This is a genomic window from Streptomyces sp. NBC_00464 (assembly GCF_036013915.1).
Taxonomy (GTDB): domain Bacteria; phylum Actinomycetota; class Actinomycetes; order Streptomycetales; family Streptomycetaceae; genus Streptomyces.
Genome location: NZ_CP107899.1, coordinates 2509413 through 2528776, shown reverse-complemented (window position 1 = coordinate 2528776; position 19364 = coordinate 2509413). Strand labels below are relative to the sequence as shown.

Annotated in this window: 18 protein-coding genes and 1 pseudogene; 10 read left to right on the top strand and 9 right to left on the bottom strand. The window is 71.9% G+C overall.

Translation table 11 applies throughout. From position 1 onward, the window contains the following. The first annotated feature begins 342 nt into the window (after positions 1 to 342). The 6 genes and pseudogenes from OG912_RS11000 to OG912_RS10975 form a co-directional block, all read left to right on the top strand. Positions 343 to 1326 (top strand): acyl-CoA desaturase, encoded by a 984-nt coding sequence (locus tag OG912_RS11000; protein ID WP_327709197.1) that lies wholly within the window; start codon positions 343 to 345, stop codon positions 1324 to 1326. 170 nt (positions 1327 to 1496) lie between these two features. Continuing rightward, positions 1497 to 2723 (top strand): beta-ketoacyl-[acyl-carrier-protein] synthase family protein, encoded by a 1227-nt coding sequence (locus OG912_RS10995; RefSeq protein WP_327709196.1) that lies wholly within the window; start codon positions 1497 to 1499, stop codon positions 2721 to 2723. Between the two features lie 168 nt (positions 2724 to 2891). Beyond that, the gene (locus OG912_RS10990; RefSeq protein ID WP_327709195.1) at positions 2892 to 4436 is read left to right on the top strand and encodes a hypothetical protein; all 1545 of its coding nucleotides are present in this window, start codon (positions 2892 to 2894) and stop codon (positions 4434 to 4436) included. A gap of 56 nt (positions 4437 to 4492) precedes the next feature. Continuing rightward, the gene (locus OG912_RS10985) at positions 4493 to 5242 is read left to right on the top strand and encodes a bestrophin-like domain (RefSeq protein ID WP_327709194.1); all 750 of its coding nucleotides are present in this window, start codon (positions 4493 to 4495) and stop codon (positions 5240 to 5242) included. Positions 5243 to 5529: 287 nt separating this feature from the next. Continuing rightward, a complete protein-coding gene (locus OG912_RS10980; RefSeq protein ID WP_327713654.1) occupies positions 5530 to 5679 on the top strand; it encodes a hypothetical protein in 150 nt (49 codons plus the stop codon). A gap of 5 nt (positions 5680 to 5684) precedes the next feature. Then, positions 5685 to 5864, top strand: a pseudogene (locus OG912_RS10975) (phosphate ABC transporter ATP-binding protein); the annotation flags it as partial. Between the two features lie 93 nt (positions 5865 to 5957). Here the strand turns inward: OG912_RS10975 and OG912_RS10970 are convergent. From OG912_RS10970 to OG912_RS10960, 3 genes are all read right to left on the bottom strand, one after another. After that, positions 5958 to 7601, bottom strand: a complete 1644-nt coding sequence (locus OG912_RS10970; RefSeq protein WP_327709193.1) for a phospho-sugar mutase — start codon at positions 7599 to 7601, stop codon at positions 5958 to 5960. Between the two features lie 232 nt (positions 7602 to 7833). Then, positions 7834 to 8658 carry a purine-nucleoside phosphorylase gene (locus OG912_RS10965; RefSeq protein WP_327709192.1) on the bottom strand — a complete coding sequence of 275 codons (825 nt, stop codon included), beginning with the start codon at positions 8656 to 8658 and terminating at the stop codon, positions 7834 to 7836. Positions 8659 to 8793: 135 nt separating this feature from the next. Then, complete coding sequence (locus tag OG912_RS10960) at positions 8794 to 9231, bottom strand: gamma-glutamylcyclotransferase (protein WP_024490113.1); 438 nt, start codon at positions 9229 to 9231, stop codon at positions 8794 to 8796. A 218-nt stretch (positions 9232 to 9449) separates the two neighbouring features. Here OG912_RS10960 and OG912_RS10955 point away from each other — a divergent pair, with 218 nt between their 5' ends. After that, on the top strand, positions 9450 to 10889 hold the full coding sequence (locus OG912_RS10955) for an NAD(P)H-quinone dehydrogenase (protein ID WP_327709191.1): 1440 nt from the start codon (positions 9450 to 9452) through the stop codon (positions 10887 to 10889). A 197-nt stretch (positions 10890 to 11086) separates the two neighbouring features. Next, positions 11087 to 12040 (top strand): DeoR/GlpR family DNA-binding transcription regulator, encoded by a 954-nt coding sequence (locus OG912_RS10950; protein WP_326738332.1) that lies wholly within the window; start codon positions 11087 to 11089, stop codon positions 12038 to 12040. Positions 12041 to 12117: 77 nt separating this feature from the next. Here OG912_RS10950 and OG912_RS10945 read toward each other — a convergent pair whose 3' ends face one another. Both OG912_RS10945 and OG912_RS10940 read right to left on the bottom strand, forming a co-directional pair. Then, positions 12118 to 12744 (bottom strand): TetR/AcrR family transcriptional regulator, encoded by a 627-nt coding sequence (locus OG912_RS10945; RefSeq protein WP_443061083.1) that lies wholly within the window; start codon positions 12742 to 12744, stop codon positions 12118 to 12120. Positions 12745 to 12955: 211 nt separating this feature from the next. Beyond that, positions 12956 to 14710 carry an acetyl/propionyl/methylcrotonyl-CoA carboxylase subunit alpha gene (locus OG912_RS10940; RefSeq protein WP_327709189.1) on the bottom strand — a complete coding sequence of 585 codons (1755 nt, stop codon included), beginning with the start codon at positions 14708 to 14710 and terminating at the stop codon, positions 12956 to 12958. A gap of 393 nt (positions 14711 to 15103) precedes the next feature. On the opposite strand from OG912_RS10940, the gene OG912_RS10935 reads away from it, so the two are divergent. Next, entirely contained in the window at positions 15104 to 15562 is a 459-nt protein-coding gene (locus OG912_RS10935) for a hypothetical protein (RefSeq protein ID WP_326738335.1), read from the top strand. Positions 15563 to 15578: 16 nt separating this feature from the next. Here the strand turns inward: OG912_RS10935 and OG912_RS10930 are convergent, their stop codons facing one another. The 4 genes from OG912_RS10930 to OG912_RS10915 all read right to left on the bottom strand — a co-directional run bounded on the left by OG912_RS10930 (position 15579) and on the right by OG912_RS10915 (position 18277). After that, a complete protein-coding gene (locus OG912_RS10930) occupies positions 15579 to 16196 on the bottom strand; it encodes a Maf family protein (RefSeq protein WP_327709188.1) in 618 nt (205 codons plus the stop codon). Positions 16197 to 16271: 75 nt separating this feature from the next. Beyond that, a complete protein-coding gene (mmpB, locus tag OG912_RS10925) occupies positions 16272 to 16400 on the bottom strand; it encodes a morphogenic membrane protein MmpB (protein ID WP_093900106.1) in 129 nt (42 codons plus the stop codon). A gap of 72 nt (positions 16401 to 16472) precedes the next feature. After that, positions 16473 to 16679, bottom strand: coding sequence for an acyl-CoA carboxylase epsilon subunit (locus OG912_RS10920; RefSeq protein WP_250968010.1), 207 nt, complete (start codon positions 16677 to 16679; stop codon positions 16473 to 16475). Positions 16680 to 16693: 14 nt separating this feature from the next. Beyond that, positions 16694 to 18277 (bottom strand): acyl-CoA carboxylase subunit beta, encoded by a 1584-nt coding sequence (locus tag OG912_RS10915; protein WP_326738337.1) that lies wholly within the window; start codon positions 18275 to 18277, stop codon positions 16694 to 16696. 157 nt (positions 18278 to 18434) lie between these two features. Here OG912_RS10915 and OG912_RS10910 point away from each other — a divergent pair, with 157 nt between their 5' ends. Beyond that, the gene (locus OG912_RS10910; RefSeq protein WP_327709187.1) at positions 18435 to 19337 is read left to right on the top strand and encodes a biotin--[acetyl-CoA-carboxylase] ligase; all 903 of its coding nucleotides are present in this window, start codon (positions 18435 to 18437) and stop codon (positions 19335 to 19337) included. The last annotated feature ends 27 nt before the right edge of the window (positions 19338 to 19364 follow it).

Below are 19364 nucleotides of genomic sequence, written 5' to 3'. Positions count from 1 at the left end.
GCCGGCAGCCGCCCCGGCCGCCCGCACACCCCGTCCACGAGCCGCCGGACCGGCGGATCCCAGGACCGGCCGCCCCGCCACCGGAGATGCTCCCGGAGCGACGCCGCCACCCCGAACGCGGGGCGCCCGGGCGGGTGCTGCCGACCGGGCGTCGCCGGTTCCGGCGCTGCCGGAGGCCTCCCGTTCCTGCACAGTGATCATCATGTGCTGTCCCGCCCGCCGGCCCCGGCCGAACCTTCGCGCCCTCGCCGTACGAGAGCCCGTCGCGCCCTCGCCGTACCGACCGCAGCCGGCGGACCGCACCCCCACCGCCCTCCGCCGACCAGCGAAGAGAGCCCGCCCATGTCCCCGTCGTCTCCGCCCGCCGCGCCCCACCACCGTGCACCGCTCCCCGACACCGTTCCCGTCGGCCTGCCCCTGCGTACCGGCTATCTGGTGATGCTCGTGGTGCTGCCCCTCGTCGTCCTCGCGGCGGCGGTCCCCTTCGCGTGGGGCTGGGGCATCCACGGGCGGGACGTCGTGCTCGGCGTCGGCATGTACGCGATCTCCATCATGGGAATCTCCGCCGGGTACCACCGCCACTTCACCCATCTGTCCTTCAAGGCGAGACGTCCGCTGCGGATCGCCCTCGCCCTCGCCGGCGGAATGGCGATGGAAGGCCCCGTCACCATGTGGGTGGCCGAACACCGGCGGCACCACCAGCATTCGGACCGCGAAGGGGACCCCCACTCCCCGTGGAAGTACGGCACGAGCCGGCGGGCCCTGGCCAAGGGGCTGTGGCACGCCCAGATCGGCTGGTTCTCCTCCTCCCCGGTGCGCTCCAACTACCCGCGCTACACACCCGACCTGCTCGCCGACCCCGATGTGCGCCGCCTGGACCGCTGGTACCCGGCCACCGCGGCCTTCTCCCTGCTCCTGCCGCCCGCGCTCACCCTGGCCTGGACCCAGGACTGGCGGGCGGCCGCCCTCACCTTCTTCTGGGCGAGCCTCGTGCGGTACGCGTTGGTCCACCACGTCACCTGGTCGGTCAACTCCGTCGCGCACGCCTTCGGCCCCCAGCACTACACGTCCCGGGACCAGTCGCGGGACGTGCGATGGGTGGCGGCCCTCACCTTCGGCGAGGGCTGGCACAACCTCCACCACGCCGATCCCAACAGCGCACGTCACGGGGCGCTCAAGGGGCAGACGGACCCCACGGCACGGCTGATCGCGCTGTTCGAGAAGCTCGGCTGGGCCTACGACGTGCGCTGGCCCGACGAGCACCGCCTCGCCGCCAAGCGGCTGGACGCGGGGCGCACGGTGCCCCGCCGGGTGAGTCCCCGGTGATCTCCGGGTGATCTCCGGGTGATTCCCGCGCGGTGACGACAGGCCCGGCCCGCGCCCGGCCCGGCGTGCGCCGAACGGGCTACTGAGGCGGAGCCCCCGCCACGTACTGACCGGACAACTCCGGCATCGAACGCATAATCAGCTTTCATGCACCGAGCGATGACATACGTATGAGGCGCGGCCCTGTGGCCGTCACGGGCCTTGGACTGATCACCCCTGCGGGAATCGGGGAGAAGGCCACCTGGGAGGGGCTGAGCACGGGGTGCTCGGCCGCCGCGGCCGATCCCGACCTCGACGGGCTGCCCGTCGCGTTCTCCTGCCGCGTCCCCGACTTCGACGCCCGGCAGCTCCTGGGACACCAACGCGCGCGACGGCTCGACCGGTTCGCCACGCTCGCGCTGCTCGCCGCCCGGGAGGCCGTCGCGGACGCCGGGCTCACGGCGGACGGGCCGGCCGGTCCGCGCGTGGGCGTGGTCATGGGGGTGGGCAACGGTTCCATGCAGAGCTGGCAGGCCGAGTTCGACCGGCTCGCGGACCAGGCACCCACCCGGATCTCGCCCCTCGCGCTGTCCCGCAGCGTGCCCAACATGGCCGCGGCCGAGATCGCCATCGACCTCGGCGCGACAGGCCCCAACCTGGCCGTCTCCACCGCCTGTGCCTCCGGCACCAGCGCCATCGGACTGGCCCGGGACCTGCTGCTCTCCGGCGCCTGCGACGTGGTGCTCGCCGGCGGCAGCGAGTCGGCCCGGCTGCGGATGACCGCCGCGTGCTTCGCCCAGATGCGGGCGCTCTCCCGCCGTTCCGGCGCACCGCACGCGGCGTCCCGCCCCTTCGAGCGTGACCGCGACGGCTTCGTCCTCGGTGAAGGAGCCGCCGTCCTCGTCCTGGAGCGCCCCGAGGACGCCCGCGCCAGGGCCGCACGGCCACGGGCCTACGTCGCCGGGTTCGGGGCGAGCTGCGACGCGTACCACTTCACCGCGCCCCACCCCCGCGGCGACGGCGCGGCCGAAGCGATCCGCAGCGCCCTGGCCGACGCCGGTCTCTCGCCCGAGGACGTCGACCACGTCAACGCCCACGGCACGGCCACACCGAGCGGTGACGCCGCCGAACACCACGCCCTGCACCAGGTGTTCCGCCGCCCGCCGCCGGTCACCGCGCTCAAGGGCACGATCGGGCACGCCATCGGCGGCGCCGGGGCCATCGAAGCGGCGTGCACGGTGCTGTCCCTGGAGCACCAACTCATCCCGCCCACCGCCAACCTGGACACCCTCGACCCGGAGTTCGACCTCGACATCGTCACCAAGGCCCCCCGTCCGCACCCCATGCGGGCGGCGATCAGCAACTCCTTCGGCTTCGGCGGCCAGAACGCGGTACTCGCCCTCACCACCGCAGAGTGAGGCACCGGCCGACCGGAGCCCCACGGGCGCCGTTCGAGGGAAAATCGGCCGCTACCGAAGGGGCGTCGGGCGTGGCAGGAGCGGCAACGGGCCGAACGCCACCAGCATCCCGGTGTGATCATCGGACGACATCGGAACGCGGAACCCGGCTTACGCCGCCGCCGTCGCATGGCATCCCTGCTGCTGTCGTCCATGCTCGCCGCGGTCGCGGGCATCGGCCCTCCCGCTCCGGCCCGCGCCGACGGCGCCGGGACGCACGGGCTGGCGCTCGGCGTGAGCGTGAACTCCCGCCCCGGGCTGGGCGCGCTGCGACCGGGGATCCGGGTGGGTGATCCGGTGGTGAAGACCTACCGGCTGATCAATCGGGGCAGCGCCGATCTGTACGACGTGCACGTGACCGATCCGGGCCTGCCGGGAGCGGCGATCCGCTGCTCCGGCGGCGACCGGGTGCCCTTGCTGCGCGGCCTCGGCTCGACGCGCTGCACCGCGGAGACGAGGGCCCGGCCCGGGACCTGGACGGGCGAGGTCCGGGCCTCCGGCCGCATCCCCTATCTGCACACCGACTCGAAGGCCGAGGCGCGGTCGGGGTACCGAGGCGTCGTGAGCGCCCTCGCGCTCACGGAACGCGTGACCGTCACGGGCCGGCAGGCGGCCATCCGGTACCAGGTGACGAACCGGGGCCGGCACGTCGTGTACGACGTCCGGCTCCGCGATCCGCTCGTCACCGCGGGCGGCATCGACTGCGGGGGCGGGCGGCCCGTCGTGGCGCGGATCGAGCCGGGGCGCTCCGCACGGTGCCGGGCCGTCGTACGCCGCGCACCCGGCGCGTATGTCAGCAAGGGGATCGCCGAGGGCAGTGACCGGATCACCACGATCGGCCGCACGGGCGGCAGGGTTCCGCCACCGCGGCTGACCGCACGCTCGTCCGGACGCTTCACGCTCTCCGGGAGGCCCGCGCCTGCCATCAGCCCGAGGCCCCCGGCTCGTGCGCCGGACCATGCGCCGGCTCCGTCGCGTACCGCGCCTCGCCCGTCGGCGGGGGCGGTCCTGCCACCTGCGGCGGGCCCGCCCCCGCCCGAGGCCCCGCCGCTGCTTCCCACGGTTCAGCCGGTTCCGGGAGGCGCCCTCGGGCTGCCGTTGCCACCGCCGGGCGTCGCCGCCCCCGGCCTCCTGGCTGCGGCTGCCGCTGCGGCCGAGCCGCCGCCGGGGGCCGACGCGGGGGGCTCCGTTTCTGGTTCCGGTTCCGGTACGAGCCCCGGATCAGGTACGAGCTCCGGCTCCGGTACCGGTTCGGGTACGAGATCCGGCACCGGCGCCGATTCAGGCACCGGCGTCGAATCGGGTACGAGCTCCGAGTCCGGCACCGGTTCCGCTTCCGGCACCGGTACGAGCTCCGGCACCGGTACGAGCTCCGGCACCGGCACGGACACCAGCTCCCGACCCGGCACCAGCTCCGCCACCAGCACCGGCACCAGCACCGGCACCAGCTCCGGCACCAGCACCGGGACAGACGCCGGCACCGGCGCCAACACCGCCGGAATCGCCGCTCTTCGGCCCGAGGAACCGGCACAACGGGAGCAGCGCCAGTCGATCCTGAGCCGCCTCTACCGCCCGGGACGCGGCCCCACCGGACTGGGGCTGCTCACCGCGCTCTTCCTGGTGCTGATGCCCGCCGCCATCGCCGCCGCCGTCCTCGGATCCCGGCGGGGATAGCGGGTGGCCGGACCGCCCCGCCGTGACCCACCTCCGCCGACAGGAGCCGGACCCCGATGACCGAAATCATCGCCATCGTTCTCGGCGTCGCCATGCTCTCTGCCGCATGCGTGCTCGTACGACACCGCTACTGGCCCGCGGACCCCGACGACGAACCGCGCGAGGACGTGGCCGAGTACATCTCGATGATGGTCGGCGTGCTCTACGCGCTGATCCTGGGGCTGTCGCTGGTGTCGGTCTGGGAGACCCGTTCCGGCGCCGAGGGGCATGTGCAGACCGAGGCCAGTGCGGCCCATCAGGTCTATCTGCTGGCCGACGGACTGCCCCCGGGCAACGCCGAGCAGGTGCGTACGTCGATGGCGGCCTACGTCCACCACGTGGTCGGCGCCGAGTTCCCCTCGATGGTGGGAGGGCAACCGCTCGGCGCGGAGGGCTGGACCCTCCTGCACCAGGTGCGTACCGCCAACCAGGTCCCCGACGGTGCGACGCCCGTGCAGCAGGCCACCGTGCAGGAAGTCCTCGCGCAACTCAGTACGTTGGACGACGCACGGCGCGGACGGGAGGCCGACGTCCTCAACACCCTGTCCCCGACCCTGTGGCTCGGACTGATCATCGGCGGTGCCCTCACCGTGGCGTTCATGTTCATGTTCGGCGTCAAACGAAACCTCACCCACGTCACCATGGTCATGGGGCTCACCGCGCTGATCGCGTTCACCGTGGTGCTCGTCTACCAGCTGAACCAGCCGTTCAGCGGCCTTCTCGCCGTCGACGCGTCGTCCTTCACCCGGTACTTCCCGCTCGCCTGAGCGATCCGCGGCCGGCCCCGCCGCTGCACGACACCGCCGGAACGCTTGCGTGTATGCCGGGCTCCCTACAGGCAACTTCCTTGTGAAAGCGGACCGTTCAGGCTTCTTTCGGTCCCGCCGGTCACTTCTGTCTCCATACATTGCGCCTGCCGCCCGGCATCCGATCGGGCGGCGGGGGGTGGGGCGTGATGGCGAGTTCCGGCGGAACCGATGGCGGAGGGAGATCCGGGGCCGGTGGGGCGCGGTGCCGGGTCGATGTCGGGGCGGACGGCGGGTACGAGTGGCGGATGATCGCGCAGAACGGTCGCGTGGTCGCGGTGTCCGCCGGTTCCCACGCGGAGTACGGGGAGTGTCCGGCCGCCTTCGACGAAGTGTGCGCGCGTGCCGTGGAGTTGACGGGCGGGGTGCAGCACACACCCCTCGCGGATCTCAAGTAGGCGGGACCATCGTCATCGTCACGCACAACATGCAGCAGGCGGCGCGGGTTTCCGACCACTGCGCGTTCTTCCTGGCCGAACAGGGCACCCCCGGCGTCATCGTCGAACACGGACCGACCGACGACATGTTCCACCGCCCACAGGACAGCCGGACCGCCGACTATGTGAACGGCCGCTTCGGGTGACTCCTCCACCGGTACGGACGGGGCCACCTTTTCACCTCAGGCGAATGTCACCGCCCCCAAGCGGAGCGGCTGGTGCCGGATGATTCCGCCGGGTCAGATTCCGGCCGCGGCCGCCAGGTCCCGCTTGATGCCGGCCAGCAGTTCCGCGCCCTTCGCGCGGGCCGCGGGCAGTCCGTCGGCCGATCCGACCGGCACCACGACCTCCAGGTAGCACTTGAGCTTCGGCTCGGTGCCGCTCGGGCGGACGATCACCCGGGCGCCCTCCAGGTGGTAGCGCAGTCCGTCGGTGGGAGGCAGCAGCTCCGTACCGTGGACAAGGTCCTCGGCCGAGGTGACGGCCAGGCCCGCGAGTGCGGTCGGCGGCTGCTCGCGCAGGCGCCGCATGGCGTCCGCGATGACGGACAGGTCCTCGACCCGGACCGACAGCTGGTCGGTGGCGTGCAGCCCGTGCTCGACCGCCAGATCGTCCAGCAGGTCGAGCAGCGTGCGGCCGTGTTCCTTGAGTACGGAGGCGAGTTCGGCGACCAGGAGCGCGGCGGTGATGCCGTCCTTGTCGCGGACGCCGTCCGGGTCGACGCAGTAGCCGAGCGCCTCCTCGTATCCGTACCGCAGACCGTCCACGCGGGCGATCCACTTGAAGCCGGTCAGCGTCTCCTCGTAGCCGAGGCCCGCCTTCTCGGCGATCCGGCCGAGGAGGGACGAGGACACGATCGACTCGGCGAACACACCGGTGACACCGCGGCGGACGAGGTGGGCGGCGAGCAGTGCGCCGACCTCGTCGCCGCTCAGCATCCGCCAGCCGCCGTCCGCCGCCGGGTCCGGGACGGCGACGGCGCAGCGGTCCGCGTCCGGGTCGTTGGCGATGATGATGTCGGGGTCCGAGCGGCGCGCGGTGGCGAAGGCGAGGTCCATCGCGCCGGGCTCTTCCGGGTTGGGGAAGGCCACGGTGGGGAACGCGGGGTCGGGCTCGGCCTGTTCGGCGACGAGGACCGGGGCGGGGAAGCCGGCGCGGTCGAAGGCGGCGGTGAGCACGGAGGTGCCGACGCCGTGCATGGCCGTGTAGACGACCCGGGCGGTACGGGGCGAGCCCGCGGCCAGCACGGTGTCCGTACGCGCCAGATAGGCGCCCAGGACCTCGTCACCGAGGGTCTCCCAGCCGCTGTCGGGGCGGGGCACGGTGTCCAGCGGGCCGACCGCGGCGATCGCGGCGGCGATCTCGCCGTCGGCCGGCGGCACGATCTGCGAGCCGTCGCCGAGGTAGACCTTGTAGCCGTTGTCGCGCGGCGGGTTGTGGCTGGCGGTGACCTCGACGCCGGCGACGGCACCCAGATGCCTTATGGCGTAGGCCAGTACGGGGGTGGGGAGCGGGCGGGGGAGTACCGCGGCCCGCAGTCCGGCGCCGGTCATCACGGCTGCGGTGTCCCGGGCGAAGTCGGTGGACTTGTAGCGGGCGTCGTAGCCGATGACGACGAGGCCGCCCTCCTGCCCCCGGTCCTTCAGGTACGCGGCGAGCCCGGCAGCGGCGCGGATGACGACGGCGCGGTTCATCCGCATGGGCCCGGCACCGATCTCACCGCGGAGTCCGGCGGTGCCGAACTGGAGCGTGCCGGCGAACCGTGCGCCGAGCTCGTCGAGGTCCTCGGCGTCGATGAGCTTCGCGAGCTCGTCGCGGGTCTCGGGGTCGGGGTCCTCGGCGAGCCAGGTCCTGGCTCGGGCGATGAGGTCCTGCGTCGTCACGGTGTCCGCCTTCCTCGCGGTCTGTGTGGGGTTGTTGCGGGTGGGCGCCTGCGGCGGGCCTTGTCCCCTGCCCGCCCCTTCCCGTAACCGGGGGCTCCGCCCCAGGGCCCCCGCGCCTCAAACGCCGGCGGGGCTGGATTTCTCAAGCCCCTGGGGGTCCCCCGGACGGAGTCCGGGGGAGATCGAGGAGCGGGGGTACGGGGGCAGCGCCCCGAAAGGCGCCGCCGCGCGGTCAGATCCGGTCCAGGACCCTCGCCAGCAGCGAGCCCATCTGAGTCGCCGAGTCGCGCCCCGCCTGCAGCACCTCTTCGTGGTTCAGCGGCTCCCCGCTCAGGCCCGCCGCCAGGTTCGTCACCAGGGAGATGCCCAGCACCTCCGCACCCGCCTCGCGGGCCGCGATGGCCTCCAGCACGGTGGACATGCCGACGAGGTCGCCGCCCATCACGCGGACCATGTTGATCTCGGCCGGGGTCTCGTAGTGCGGGCCGGGGAACTGCACGTACACGCCCTCTTCGAGGGTCTCGTCGATCTCCTTGCACAGCGCCCGCAGCCGCGGGGAGTACAGGTCGGTCAGGTCGACGAAGTTGGCGCCGATGATCGGCGACGCCGCCGTGAGGTTGATGTGGTCGCTGATCAGGACCGGCTGTCCGGGGCGCATGCCCTCGCGCAGTCCGCCGCAGCCGTTCGTCAGCACGACGGTCCTGCAGCCCGCGGCGACGGCGGTACGCACCCCGTGCGCCACGGCGGCGACGCCACGGCCCTCGTAGTAGTGCGTACGGCCGAGGAAGACCAGGGCGCGCTTCTCGCCGATGCGGTACGAGCGGATCGTGCCGCCGTGGCCCTCGACGGCCGGGGCCGGGAATCCGGGCAGGTCCGTCACCGGGAACTCGGCCTCCGGTGTGCCGAGCGCATCGCCGGCCGGCGCCCAGCCGGAGCCCATCACGAGGGCGACGTCGTGGGTCTCGGCGCCGGTCAGCTCGCGCAGGCGGGCGGCGGCGTCGGCGGCGGCGGCGTGCGGGTCGCCCTGGATGTGGTCCGGAATAACTGATGCGTTCACGCGGATGAGCGTAACCGCTGAAGCCCTACGCGCGTAGATGCTCCTGTACAGAGTCTCACCGTGTTCGTTCGTGTGTTCCCACAGTCAGCGCGCCGTGATCAGGTGAAAGAGCAGATCAGGGCGGCCCCGTGGAGCTCAGCAGGGGCGCTTGCGGAGTTCCATCACATAATCGTGCGGCGCGCCCGCGGAGTCGGCGGCGTCGGCGATCTCGCCCAGGTAGCGGGCGGACGGCAGCCCGCCCTCGTACCCGTTCAGTACATACATCCAGGCCGGCTCCTCGCCGTCCAGGGTGTGCACCCGGACCCGCATGCGGCGGTAGATGTCCAGGCCGACGCCCTCCCAGCGGTCCATGGAGTCCTCGTCCATCGGCGCCAGGTCGTACAGCGCCACGAAGACCTGGGAGCGCGGCGCCTCGACCACCGTGGCCAGCGCGCCCTCCCAGCCCATCTGCTCGCCGCCGAACGTCAGCCGCCAGCCGTTCAGCCAGCCGGTGCCGCGCAGCGGGGAGTGGGGTGCGCGGCGCGTCATCAGCCGCGCGTCGAGGTTGCCGGCGTACGCGGCGTAGAGCGACATGGGATCGAGGGTACGGGAGGTGACACCGGGAGCGTCGATTCCTGAGAGGAACAACCCTGTCCGGGGCGCCCCGGCGCACGTATGGAGGGCCCCGGGGCGAAGCACCTTGGCGCGTGCGGGACAATGAAGTACGTACTGCATTCCCCCGGGGCGGCCCCCCGGACCCCCGGCCGGGACAGCAGACGGCCGAGGGACGAGAAACGCGAGGCGGACTTTTCGTGACCCGGATCGTGATCATCGGCGGCGGACCCGGCGGGTACGAGGCGGCATTGGTGGGCGCCCAGCTCGGCGCGGAGGTGACCGTCGTCGACTGCGACGGCCTCGGCGGCGCGTCCGTGCTCACCGACTGCGTGCCCTCGAAGACCCTGATCGCGACGGCAGAGGTGATGACCACCTTCGACTCCTCGTACGAGGAGCTCGGCATCATCGTCGCGGACGACACGCCGCACATGGAGCAGGCGGCGCGCGTGGTCGGCGTGGACCTGGGCAAGGTCAACCGACGGGTGAAGCGCCTGGCGCTCGCCCAGTCCCATGACATCACCGCATCCGTCACCCGGGCGGGAGCCAGGGTGATGCGCGGACGTGGCCGGCTGGAGGGCCTCCAGGCCGCCGACGGCTCGCGTCAGGTCGTCGTCACCGCGGCCGACGGCACGGAGGAGACGCTCACTGCCGACGCCGTGCTGATCGCCACCGGCGGTCACCCCCGGGAGATCCCGGACGCGCTCCCCGACGGCGAGCGGATCCTGAACTGGACCCAGGTCTACGACCTCGACGAGCTCCCCGAGGAGCTCATCGTGGTCGGCTCGGGTGTCACCGGCGCCGAGTTCGCCGGCGCCTACCAGGCCCTCGGCTCGCGCGTCACCCTCGTCTCGTCCCGGGACCGGGTGCTGCCGGGCGAGGACCCGGACGCGGCGGCCGTCCTGGAGGACGTCTTCCGGCGCCGCGGCATGAACGTGATGGCCCGCTCCCGCGCCCAGTCCGCCAAGCGGGTCGGCGACCGGGTCGAGGTGACCCTCGCCGACGGCCGGGTCATCACCGGCTCGCACTGCCTGATGGCGGTCGGCGCGATCCCGAACAGCGCGGGCATGGGCCTGGAGGAGGCCGGGGTCCGGCTCAAGGACTCGGGTCACATCTGGACCGACAAGGTCTCCCGCACCAGTGCGCCCGGCGTCTACGCGGCCGGTGACGTCACCGGGATCTTCGCCCTCGCCTCCGTCGCGGCCATGCAGGGCCGGATCGCGATGTACCACTTCCTCGGTGACGCGGTGGCCCCGCTGAACCTGAAGACGGTCTCGTCGAACGTCTTCACCGACCCCGAGATCGCCACGGTCGGCTACAGCCAGGCCGACGTCGACGCCGGCAAGATCGACGCCCGGGTCGTCAAGCTCCCGCTGCTGCGCAACCCGCGCGCGAAGATGCAGGGCATCCGGGACGGCTTCGTCAAGATCTTCTGTCGGCCCGGCACCGGCATCGTGGTCGGCGGCTGTGTCGTCGCACCGAAGGCGAGCGAGCTGATTCACCCCATCTCGATCGCGGTCGACAACAATCTGACCGTGGAACAGATCGCAAACGCCTTCACTGTGTATCCGTCCCTGTCGGGATCGATCGCGGAAGTGGCCCGTCAGTTGCACACCCGGAAGCAGGCGGGCGAGGGGTAGCCGCCCCGGAGGAGCCTCGGGAACCCGGCATTCCCCGGCAACCCCCGGCAACTCAGGCGGTCAGGCGACCGCCGCTCGATCAGTACGGACCAACAACGGGGCCGCCTATACCACTTGGCGGCCCCTTGTGTGTACAACTTCTGCTATTCGACGCAAACACCTGAAAACGCTCGGGCGGTCACGTTACTGTCAGTTTTGTGTTCGCTGCAGAACGTCGTCAGTTGATCCTCGAAATGGTGCGTGCCAACGGGGCGGTATCGCTCCGTGAGCTCGCCCGCGTCGTCCAGACCTCCGAAGTGACCGTACGGCGGGACGTGCGGGCACTGGAGGCAGAAGGACTCCTCGACCGCCGGCACGGCGGTGCGGTTTTGCCGGGCGGTTTTACGCGGGAGTCCGGCTTTCCGCAGAAATCCCATCTCGCCACCGCGGAGAAAACCGCCATCGCCGACCTGGCCGCCGGTCTCGTCGAAGAGGGCGAGGCCATTGTGGTCGGCGCCGGTACGACCACGCAGGAGCTGGCCCGCCGGCTCGCGCGGGTCCCCGGACTGACCGTGGTCACCAACTCGCTGCTGGTCGCCCAGGCGTTGGCCCATGCCAACCGGGTGGAAGTGGTGATGACCGGGGGCACCCTGCGCGGTTCCAACTACGCCCTGGTGGGCAGTGGGGCCGAGCAGTCGCTCCAGGGGCTGCGGGTCTCGCGTGCCTTCCTGTCCGGAAGCGGCCTCACCGCCGAACGCGGACTCTCCACGTCCAACATGCTCTCCGCGAGCGTGGACCGGGCGCTGGTGCAGGCCGCGGGGGAGGTGGTGGTCCTCGCCGACCACACCAAGCTCGGCTCCGACACCATGTTCCAGACCGTGCCGACGGATCTCATCACCCGTCTGGTGACGGACGAACCGGCCGCGCACGACGACCGGGCAGCCGCGGAGCTGCAGGCCCTGGCGGACCAGGGCGTGCAGATCGCGGTGGCGGGCGCCGGAGGTGTGCCTGCCTCGGCCGACACCGCGCCGCCGGGCCGGGGCGCCCGGCGCGACATGCCCCTGCCGGGGCAGCGTCGTACGCATGCGCAGCAGGTGCGGGGGGCTGCGGTGCTGGCCGACCAGGGGGGTCAGGGGGACCGGGCGCGGGTGGCGGACCTGCGCCGCCGGTAGCGGGTTTCGGGGGCTCCGCCCCGGACCCCCGCTCCTCAAACGCCGGAGGGGCTTGATTTGCCCCGGACCCCCGCTCCTTAAGCGCCGGAGAGGGCCGAGGGGCTGGAAGGCTCGGAGGAGCTGGACGGCGCCGAGGGGCCGGGAGGCTCGGAGGAGCCGGAACGGCTCAGCCCCCGCAGCGTCAGCGTCAGCAACCGCTCCGCCAGTTCCGGATCGTCCGGTGACTGCTCGGCGGCCAGTGCGATCGCGTTCGTCAGCTGCATCAGGTCGTCGATGGACACCTCGGCCCGTACCGCCCCGCTCGACTGCGCCCGGGCCAGCAGCACCGAACCCGCCTCGCGCAACGGCACATTGCACGGTGACAGGGCCGAGGTCTCGTCCCGGCACGTCGACATGAGTGCCTGGGCCAGCCCCCGGTACTCACCCGCATGAGTGATGAGCGCGCCCAGCCACTCCACCAGGCCGGTGCACGGCTGCTCCGCCCCGGCCAGTTCGCGGGAGCGGGCGATCAGGGCGGCCACGGCCTCCTGGAAGACCGCGCTCATCAGCGCGTGCCGGGTCGGGAAGTGCCGGTACAGGGTGCCGATGCCCACGCCCGCCCGTCGCGCGACATCCTCCAGGGACGCGTCGGTACCGTGCTCGGCGAAGGAGTGACGGGCCTCGGTCAGCAGCCGGTCGTAATTGCGGCGCGCGTCGGCGCGCATGGGCCGGTCCGGCGTGCGGACCGGTGTCCGTGCCGTACTGATCGCCATTGCGCAGTCCTCCCTGTGTCCGCCCCGGGGTCCAGGATGCCACCGGGTAACCGGAGGTGCCCTCCATAACGCTGAACGAGCCGGCCCGTGCCCCGCAATGACCGGCGCCCCGGTCACGTCCTATGACATGAGCGGGGCGTCGGTGGAACAGGTGTCGCGAGGATCAGTCCTTGATCTCGCAGATGACGGCGCCGGAGGAGACCGAGCTGCCGACCTCGGCGGCCAGGCTCTTGATGGTGCCGGCGCGGTGCGCGTTGAGCGGCTGCTCCATCTTCATGGCTTCCAGGACGACGATCAGATCGCCCTCCTTGACCTCCTGGCCCTCTTCCACCGCGATCTTCACGATCGTGCCCTGCATCGGGGAGGCGAGGGTGTCGCCGGAGGCCGCGGAGCCGGCCTTCTTGGCCGCGCGGCGCTTGGGCTTGGCGCCCGCCGCGAGTCCCGTACGGGCCAGGCTCATGCCCAGCGACGAGGGCAGCGAGACCTCCAGGCGCTTGCCGCCGACCTCGACGACGACCGTCTCCCGGCCGGCGTCCTCGTCCGCCTCGGCCTCGGCCGGAGCGGCGAACGGCTTGATCTCGTTGACGAACTCCGTCTCGATCCAGCGGGTGTGGATGCGGAACGGGTCGGAGGTGAACGCGGGGTCGACGACGACCGCGCGGTGGAAGGGGATGGCGGTGGCCATGCCCTCGACGTTGAACTCGGCCAGCGCACGGGCCGCGCGCTGGAGCGCCTGCTCACGCGTGGCGCCGGTCACGACCAGCTTGGCGAGCAGGGAGTCCCAGGCCGGGCCGATCACGCTGCCGGACTCGACGCCCGCGTCGAGGCGGACGCCGGGGCCGGTCGGCGGGGCGAACACGGTGACGGTGCCGGGGGCGGGCAGGAAGCCACGGCCCGGGTCCTCGCCGTTGATGCGGAACTCGAAGGAGTGACCGCGAACCGCCGGGTCGTCGTAACCGAGTTCCTCGCCGTCGGCGATGCGGAACATCTCGCGTACGAGGTCGAGGCCGGTGACCTCCTCGGTGACCGGGTGCTCCACCTGGAGGCGGGTGTTGACCTCCAGGAAGGAGATCGTGCCGTCCGTGCCGACCAGGAACTCGACCGTGCCGGCGCCGACGTAGCCGGCCTCCTTCAGGATCGCCTTGGACGCCGCGTACAGCTCCGCGTTCTGCGCCTCGGAGAGGAAGGGGGCCGGGGCCTCCTCGACCAGCTTCTGGTGACGGCGCTGGAGCGAGCAGTCACGGGTGGAGACGACGACCACGTTGCCGTGGGAGTCGGCCAGGCACTGGGTCTCCACGTGCCGCGGCTTGTCGAGGTAGCGCTCCACGAAGCACTCCCCGCGCCCGAACGCGGCGACGGCCTCACGGACCGCGGAGTCGTACAGCTCCGGGATCTCCTCCAGCGTGCGCGCGACCTTCAGCCCGCGCCCGCCACCGCCGAACGCGGCCTTGATCGCGATCGGCAGCCCGTGCTCCTTCGCGAAGGCGACGACCTCGGCGGAACCCTCGACCGGGTCGGGGGTGCCCGCGACGAGCGGCGCGCCGGCGCGCTGGGCGATGTGACGGGCGGCGACCTTGTCGCCGAGGTCCCGGATCGCCTGGGGCGGCGGGCCGATCCACGTGAGACCGGCGTCGAGCACGGCCTGGGCGAACTCGGCGTTCTCCGACAGGAAGCCGTAACCCGGGTGGATCGCGTCCGCCCCGGAGTCCTTGGCCGCCTGGAGCACCTTGGCCATGTCCAGGTAGCTGGCGGCCGGGGTGTCACCGCCCAGAGCGAATGCCTCGTCGGCCGCACGCACATGCAGAGCGTCGCGGTCCGGGTCTGCGTAGACGGCCACGCTCCCGATTCCCGCGTCCCGGCAGGCCCGAGCAACACGGACAGCAATTTCGCCACGGTTGGCGATGAGCACCTTGCGCACGATGGCTCCCTCCTTGAAACAAGCTGAGTTTAGGGACAACCGACACGGTCCTACGACCCGTCCCCAATGGTGAGCTTGCCCACACGGAGTGTGATTCGAGGCTTGCTCGAGTCGCGAAATCCCTTGTGGCACCACGGTACGCCGGGATCCATGACCGCACAGTAGCCACGAGGTGTGGCCCAGGTCTCTGTCGGTACGGGCAGCGACTCCCCGTGTTTCTTTGTGGGATCCCTACTAAGCGACGCGCGATTCTTTGCCCGACGCACGAGAGCGCACACAAGGGCGGCGCGAACCAGGCGCGTGCGGGCGCACGAAGGGGTCGCCGAACCCCTTGTCCGGAGCGTTACCCGTTAGTAGGGTCCGCGCTATCGCACGTACTGCAGGTAACAGGGGGTGGGCACCGTGGTGCGCAGGCCGGTGGCTTTCATAGCCGCGCTCGTGCTGTTCGCGGAAGCCGTGGGCATCGTGATCATCAACATGGTCCTGGGAACGGTCGTGAAGAACCAGGACATGTCCCTGGCGGGCACGGATCCCGGCGTCATGTCCAAGGGGACCTGGGTGCTGGGCGGCGTCTCGGGACTGTTCCTGGTGCTGTGCGGCGTGCTGCTCCTGCTGGCCGGCATCCGTGACCGGGCCCCCGGCCGTATCGCCCGGATCGTGCTCATCTGCTGCGCCGTCATCCACGGAGTGCTGGGCGCCCTGACGGTCGGCCTGGTGGGCTGGACGGCGTTCGTGCTCATGATGGTGGTGCTCGGCCTGATCGTGCTGACGCTGGTGGCGTACGGCTCCGCAGGCCAGGAACCGGCCACCGTCGCCGAGCCCGAGCAGCCGGCGGCTCCGGCCCCCGCCTGACCGGCGGGGCCCCGCCTCAGACCCAGAGGTCGGTGACCTGGATCCCCAGCTCGCCCAGCAGCCGCCGCAGCAACGGCAGCGAAAGACCGATGACATTGCCCGGGTCGCCGTCGATGGAGTCCACGAACGGCGCCGAGCGCCCGTCGAGGGTGAAGGCGCCCGCGACATGGAGCGGTTCGCCGGAGGCCACATAGGCGGCGATCTCCGCGTCCGACGGCTCACCGAAGCGCACCGTCGTGGACGCGGTCGCGGATGCGGTGCGCCCGTTCGCGGTGTCGATCACGCTGTGCCCCGTCCGCAGGACCCCGGAGCGCCCCCGCATGGACTTCCAGCGGGCCGTGGCCTCCTCGGCGTCGGCCGGCTTGCCGAGCGCCTCGCCGTCCAGTTCGAGCACCGAGTCGCAGCCGATGACCAGGGCCCCCGCGGTCTGCGGCAGCCCGGCCACGACCTCGGCCTTGGCCTTGGCCAGGACGAGCGCGAGCTCGCTCGGTGTCGGGGCGCTCAGCGCGTCCTCGTCGACCCCGCTGACGATCACCTCGGGCGCGAACCCGGCCTGCCGCAGCAGTCCGAGGCGGGCGGGTGATTGCGAGGCGAGCACGAGACGGCGGGGTGCGGGATCAGTCATGCGGGCCATCGTACAAATCAGCCGGATGCGCGGGCCGCCCCCGGACCCCCGCTCCTCAACCGCCGGAGGGGCTTTTCCGGGTGATCAGCGCGTTCCCAGGACGAACATCGCGACCACCATGGCCAGCGCGAGCACCAGGCCCGCGCGCCGCATCATGTCCTGGGCGTCGCGCAGTTCCTTCGGCGGCTTGTTCTCGGGGTCGGACCACAACATGATCCGATCCTGCTGTGCGAACGGCGGCGGCGCCTGAGTACGCGTACTCAACCGCCGCCACACGCGTCACGTCTAACCGGGCCAGTACGTACGCGCCCAGGCGCGCGGTCCCGGCAGATGGCGGCCGCGCCGGGCCAGCCGGCCCGGGTCGGACCACTGCGCGGGCAGCTCCGGTGCGCCGGACGACACGGCGGACGCCGCCGCGGCGCGGGCCTGGACCACCGCCAGTGCGGCGGCCAGCTCCTCCGGGGTCGGGTTGCCCCGTACGACCTTGATCATGGCCAGGACCCTTTCTAGAGGGGGATGTTGCCGTGCTTCTTCGGGGGCAGCGACTCCCGCTTGGTCCGCAGCTGCCGTAGGCCCTTGACCACCTGGGCCCGGGTCTCGTGCGGCATGATCACCGCGTCCACGTAGCCGCGCTCGGCCGCCACGTACGGGTTGAGGAGCGCGTCCTCGTAGTCCGCCATCAGCTCGGCGCGGGTCGCGTCCTGATCCTCCGCGGCGGCGATCGTGCGGCGGTGCAGGATGTTGACGGCGCCCTGTGCGCCCATGACGGCGATCTGCGCGGTCGGCCAGGCGACGTTGATGTCGGCGCCCAGGTGCTTGGAGCCCATGACGTCGTACGCTCCGCCGAACGCCTTGCGGGTGATCACCGTGATCAGCGGGACGGTCGCCTCCGCGTACGCGTAGATCAGCTTGGCGCCGCGGCGGATGATGCCGCCGTACTCCTGGTCGACGCCGGGCAGGAAGCCCGGCACGTCGACGAAGGTCAGCACGGGCACGTTGAAGGCGTCGCACGTGCGGACGAAACGTGCCGCCTTCTCGCTCGCGTTGATGTCCAGGCAGCCGGCGAACTGCATCGGCTGGTTGGCGACGATGCCGACCGGATAACCCTCCACCCGGCCGAAGCCGGTGAGGATGTTCGGCGCGAACAGGGCCTGGGTCTCCAGGAACTCGCCGTCGTCCAGCACGTGCTCGATCGCGGTGTGCATGTCGTACGGCTGGTTCGCCGAGTCCGGGATCAGCGTGTCCAGCTCGCGGTCCTCGTCGCTGACCGCCAGGTCCGCCTCCTCCGGGAAGGCCGGGGCCTCGGAGAGGTTGTTCGACGGCAGGTAGGAGAGCAGCGACTTGACGTACTCGATGGCGTCCTTCTCGTCGCCCGCCATGTGGTGCGCCACACCCGAGGTGGTGTTGTGGGTGCGTGCGCCGCCGAGCTCCTCGAAGGCGACGTCCTCGCCGGTGACCGTCTTGATGACGTCGGGACCCGTGATGAACATGTGCGAGGTCTGGTCGACCATGACCGTGAAGTCGGTGATCGCGGGGGAGTAGACCGCGCCGCCCGCGCACGGTCCGACGATCAGCGAGATCTGCGGGATCACACCCGACGCGTGCACGTTGCGGCGGAAGATCTCCGCGAAGAGGCCCAGCGCCGCGACACCCTCCTGGATGCGGGCGCCGCCGCCGTCGTTGATGCCGATGACCGGACAGCCGGTCTTCAGCGCGAAGTCCATCACCTTGACGATTTTCTCACCGTAGACCTCGCCGAGCGAGCCGCCGAAGATGGTGAAGTCCTGCGAGTACACGCAGACGGGGCGGCCGTCGACCGTGCCGTACCCGGTGACGACACCGTCCCCGTACGGCCGGTTCTTCTCGATGCCGAAGTTCGTCGAACGGTGCCGGGCGAACTCGTCCAGCTCCACGAAGGAACCTTCGTCGAGCAGGAGATCGACGCGCTCGCGCGCGGTCAACTTGCCCTTCGCGTGCTGCTTTTCCACCGCGCGCGCGGAGCCCGCGTGGGTCGCCTCGTCGATACGGCGCTGCAGGTCCGCGAGCTTGCCCGCGGTGGTGTGGATGTCGATCTCTTCCGGCTCGGACATCGGGTGGCGGCTCCCTGCCTGGTCACGGGGACGACTGCGCTGCTGATCAGCGGATGAACGGCTGACGGCCCGCAGCGCTGAACGGCTACTGATCCGTAGCGTATCGGCGCGGATACGGTTCGGCAGTGCGTCGTTTGACACACCTAGGGTGGCTTGCATGACACCTTCGGATGCGCCACAGAACCGTTGGTCGGACCTGGACCGGCCGCCCCTGAACGTCCCCGCACTGCGCCGGGACCTGCTGCGGCCGGGCGGGCTGTGGACCGCCCTCGACGTCGTCGCCGCCACCGGCTCCACCAACTCCGATCTCGCGGGGCGCGCGGCCTCCCTCGCCGAGGGCACGGTCCTGGTCGCCGAGGAGCAGACCGCCGGCCGGGGCCGCCTGGACCGGACCTGGACGGCGCCGGCCCGCTCCGGCCTGTTCTTCTCGGTCTACCTGACGCCGGGTGCCGTGCCGGTGCAGCGGTGGGGCTGGCTGCCGCTCCTCGCCGGGGTCGCCGTGGCGACCGGCCTGGCCCGGTCGGCGGGCGTCGACACGGCGCTGAAGTGGCCCAACGACCTGCTGGTCACCATCCCCAAGGACTCCGACAAGCTCCGTCCGGGGGAGACCCCATGCGGCGAGGAGCGCAAGACCGGCGGCATCCTCGCCGAGCGGGCCGGCGACGGCGTCGTCATCGGCATCGGCCTCAACGTCTCCCTGCGGGCCGACGAGCTGCCCGCCCCCACCGCCGCCTCGCTCGCCCTCGCCGGAGCGGTCTCCACCGACCGCGAGACGCTGCTGCGGGGCGTACTGCGCTCGCTGGAGCAGTGGTACGGGCAGTGGCGCGCGGCCGACGGCGACGCGGCCGCCAGCGGGCTCCAGGAGGCGTACGCCGCGGGCTGCGCGACGCTCGGCCGGACCGTACGGGCCCAGCTGCCCGGTGACCGCGTGCTCACCGGTGAGGCGGTGGCGATCGACGGGGACGGGCGGCTGGTCCTGTCGTCGGACGACGGCCTGCGGGAGCCGGTATCGGCGGGCGACATCGTGCATCTGCGCGGCGCGGCGGGCGGACTGACCTGAGAGGCTCGCGCGTCGTACGCCTCGACC

Coding starts and splice junctions, on each gene's coding strand:
- OG912_RS10915 (WP_326738337.1), bottom strand. CDS start 18,277: ATGTCCGAGCCGGAAGAGATCGACATCCACACCACCGCGGGCAAGCTC.
- OG912_RS10980 (WP_327713654.1), top strand. CDS start 5,530: ATGATCGCGCAGAACGGTCGCGTGGTCGCGGTGTCCGCCGGTTCCCAC.
- OG912_RS10910 (WP_327709187.1), top strand. CDS start 18,435: ATGACACCTTCGGATGCGCCACAGAACCGTTGGTCGGACCTGGACCGG.
- OG912_RS10945 (WP_443061083.1), bottom strand. CDS start 12,744: ATGCGCGCCGACGCGCGCCGCAATTACGACCGGCTGCTGACCGAGGCC.
- OG912_RS10990 (WP_327709195.1), top strand. CDS start 2,892: ATGGCATCCCTGCTGCTGTCGTCCATGCTCGCCGCGGTCGCGGGCATC.
- OG912_RS10985 (WP_327709194.1), top strand. CDS start 4,493: ATGACCGAAATCATCGCCATCGTTCTCGGCGTCGCCATGCTCTCTGCC.
- OG912_RS10930 (WP_327709188.1), bottom strand. CDS start 16,196: ATGGCCCGCATGACTGATCCCGCACCCCGCCGTCTCGTGCTCGCCTCG.
- OG912_RS10920 (WP_250968010.1), bottom strand. CDS start 16,679: ATGATCAAGGTCGTACGGGGCAACCCGACCCCGGAGGAGCTGGCCGCC.
- OG912_RS11000 (WP_327709197.1), top strand. CDS start 343: ATGTCCCCGTCGTCTCCGCCCGCCGCGCCCCACCACCGTGCACCGCTC.
- OG912_RS10960 (WP_024490113.1), bottom strand. CDS start 9,231: ATGTCGCTCTACGCCGCGTACGCCGGCAACCTCGACGCGCGGCTGATG.
- mmpB (WP_093900106.1), bottom strand. CDS start 16,400: ATGTTGTGGTCCGACCCCGAGAACAAGCCGCCGAAGGAACTGCGCGAC.
- OG912_RS10995 (WP_327709196.1), top strand. CDS start 1,497: ATGAGGCGCGGCCCTGTGGCCGTCACGGGCCTTGGACTGATCACCCCT.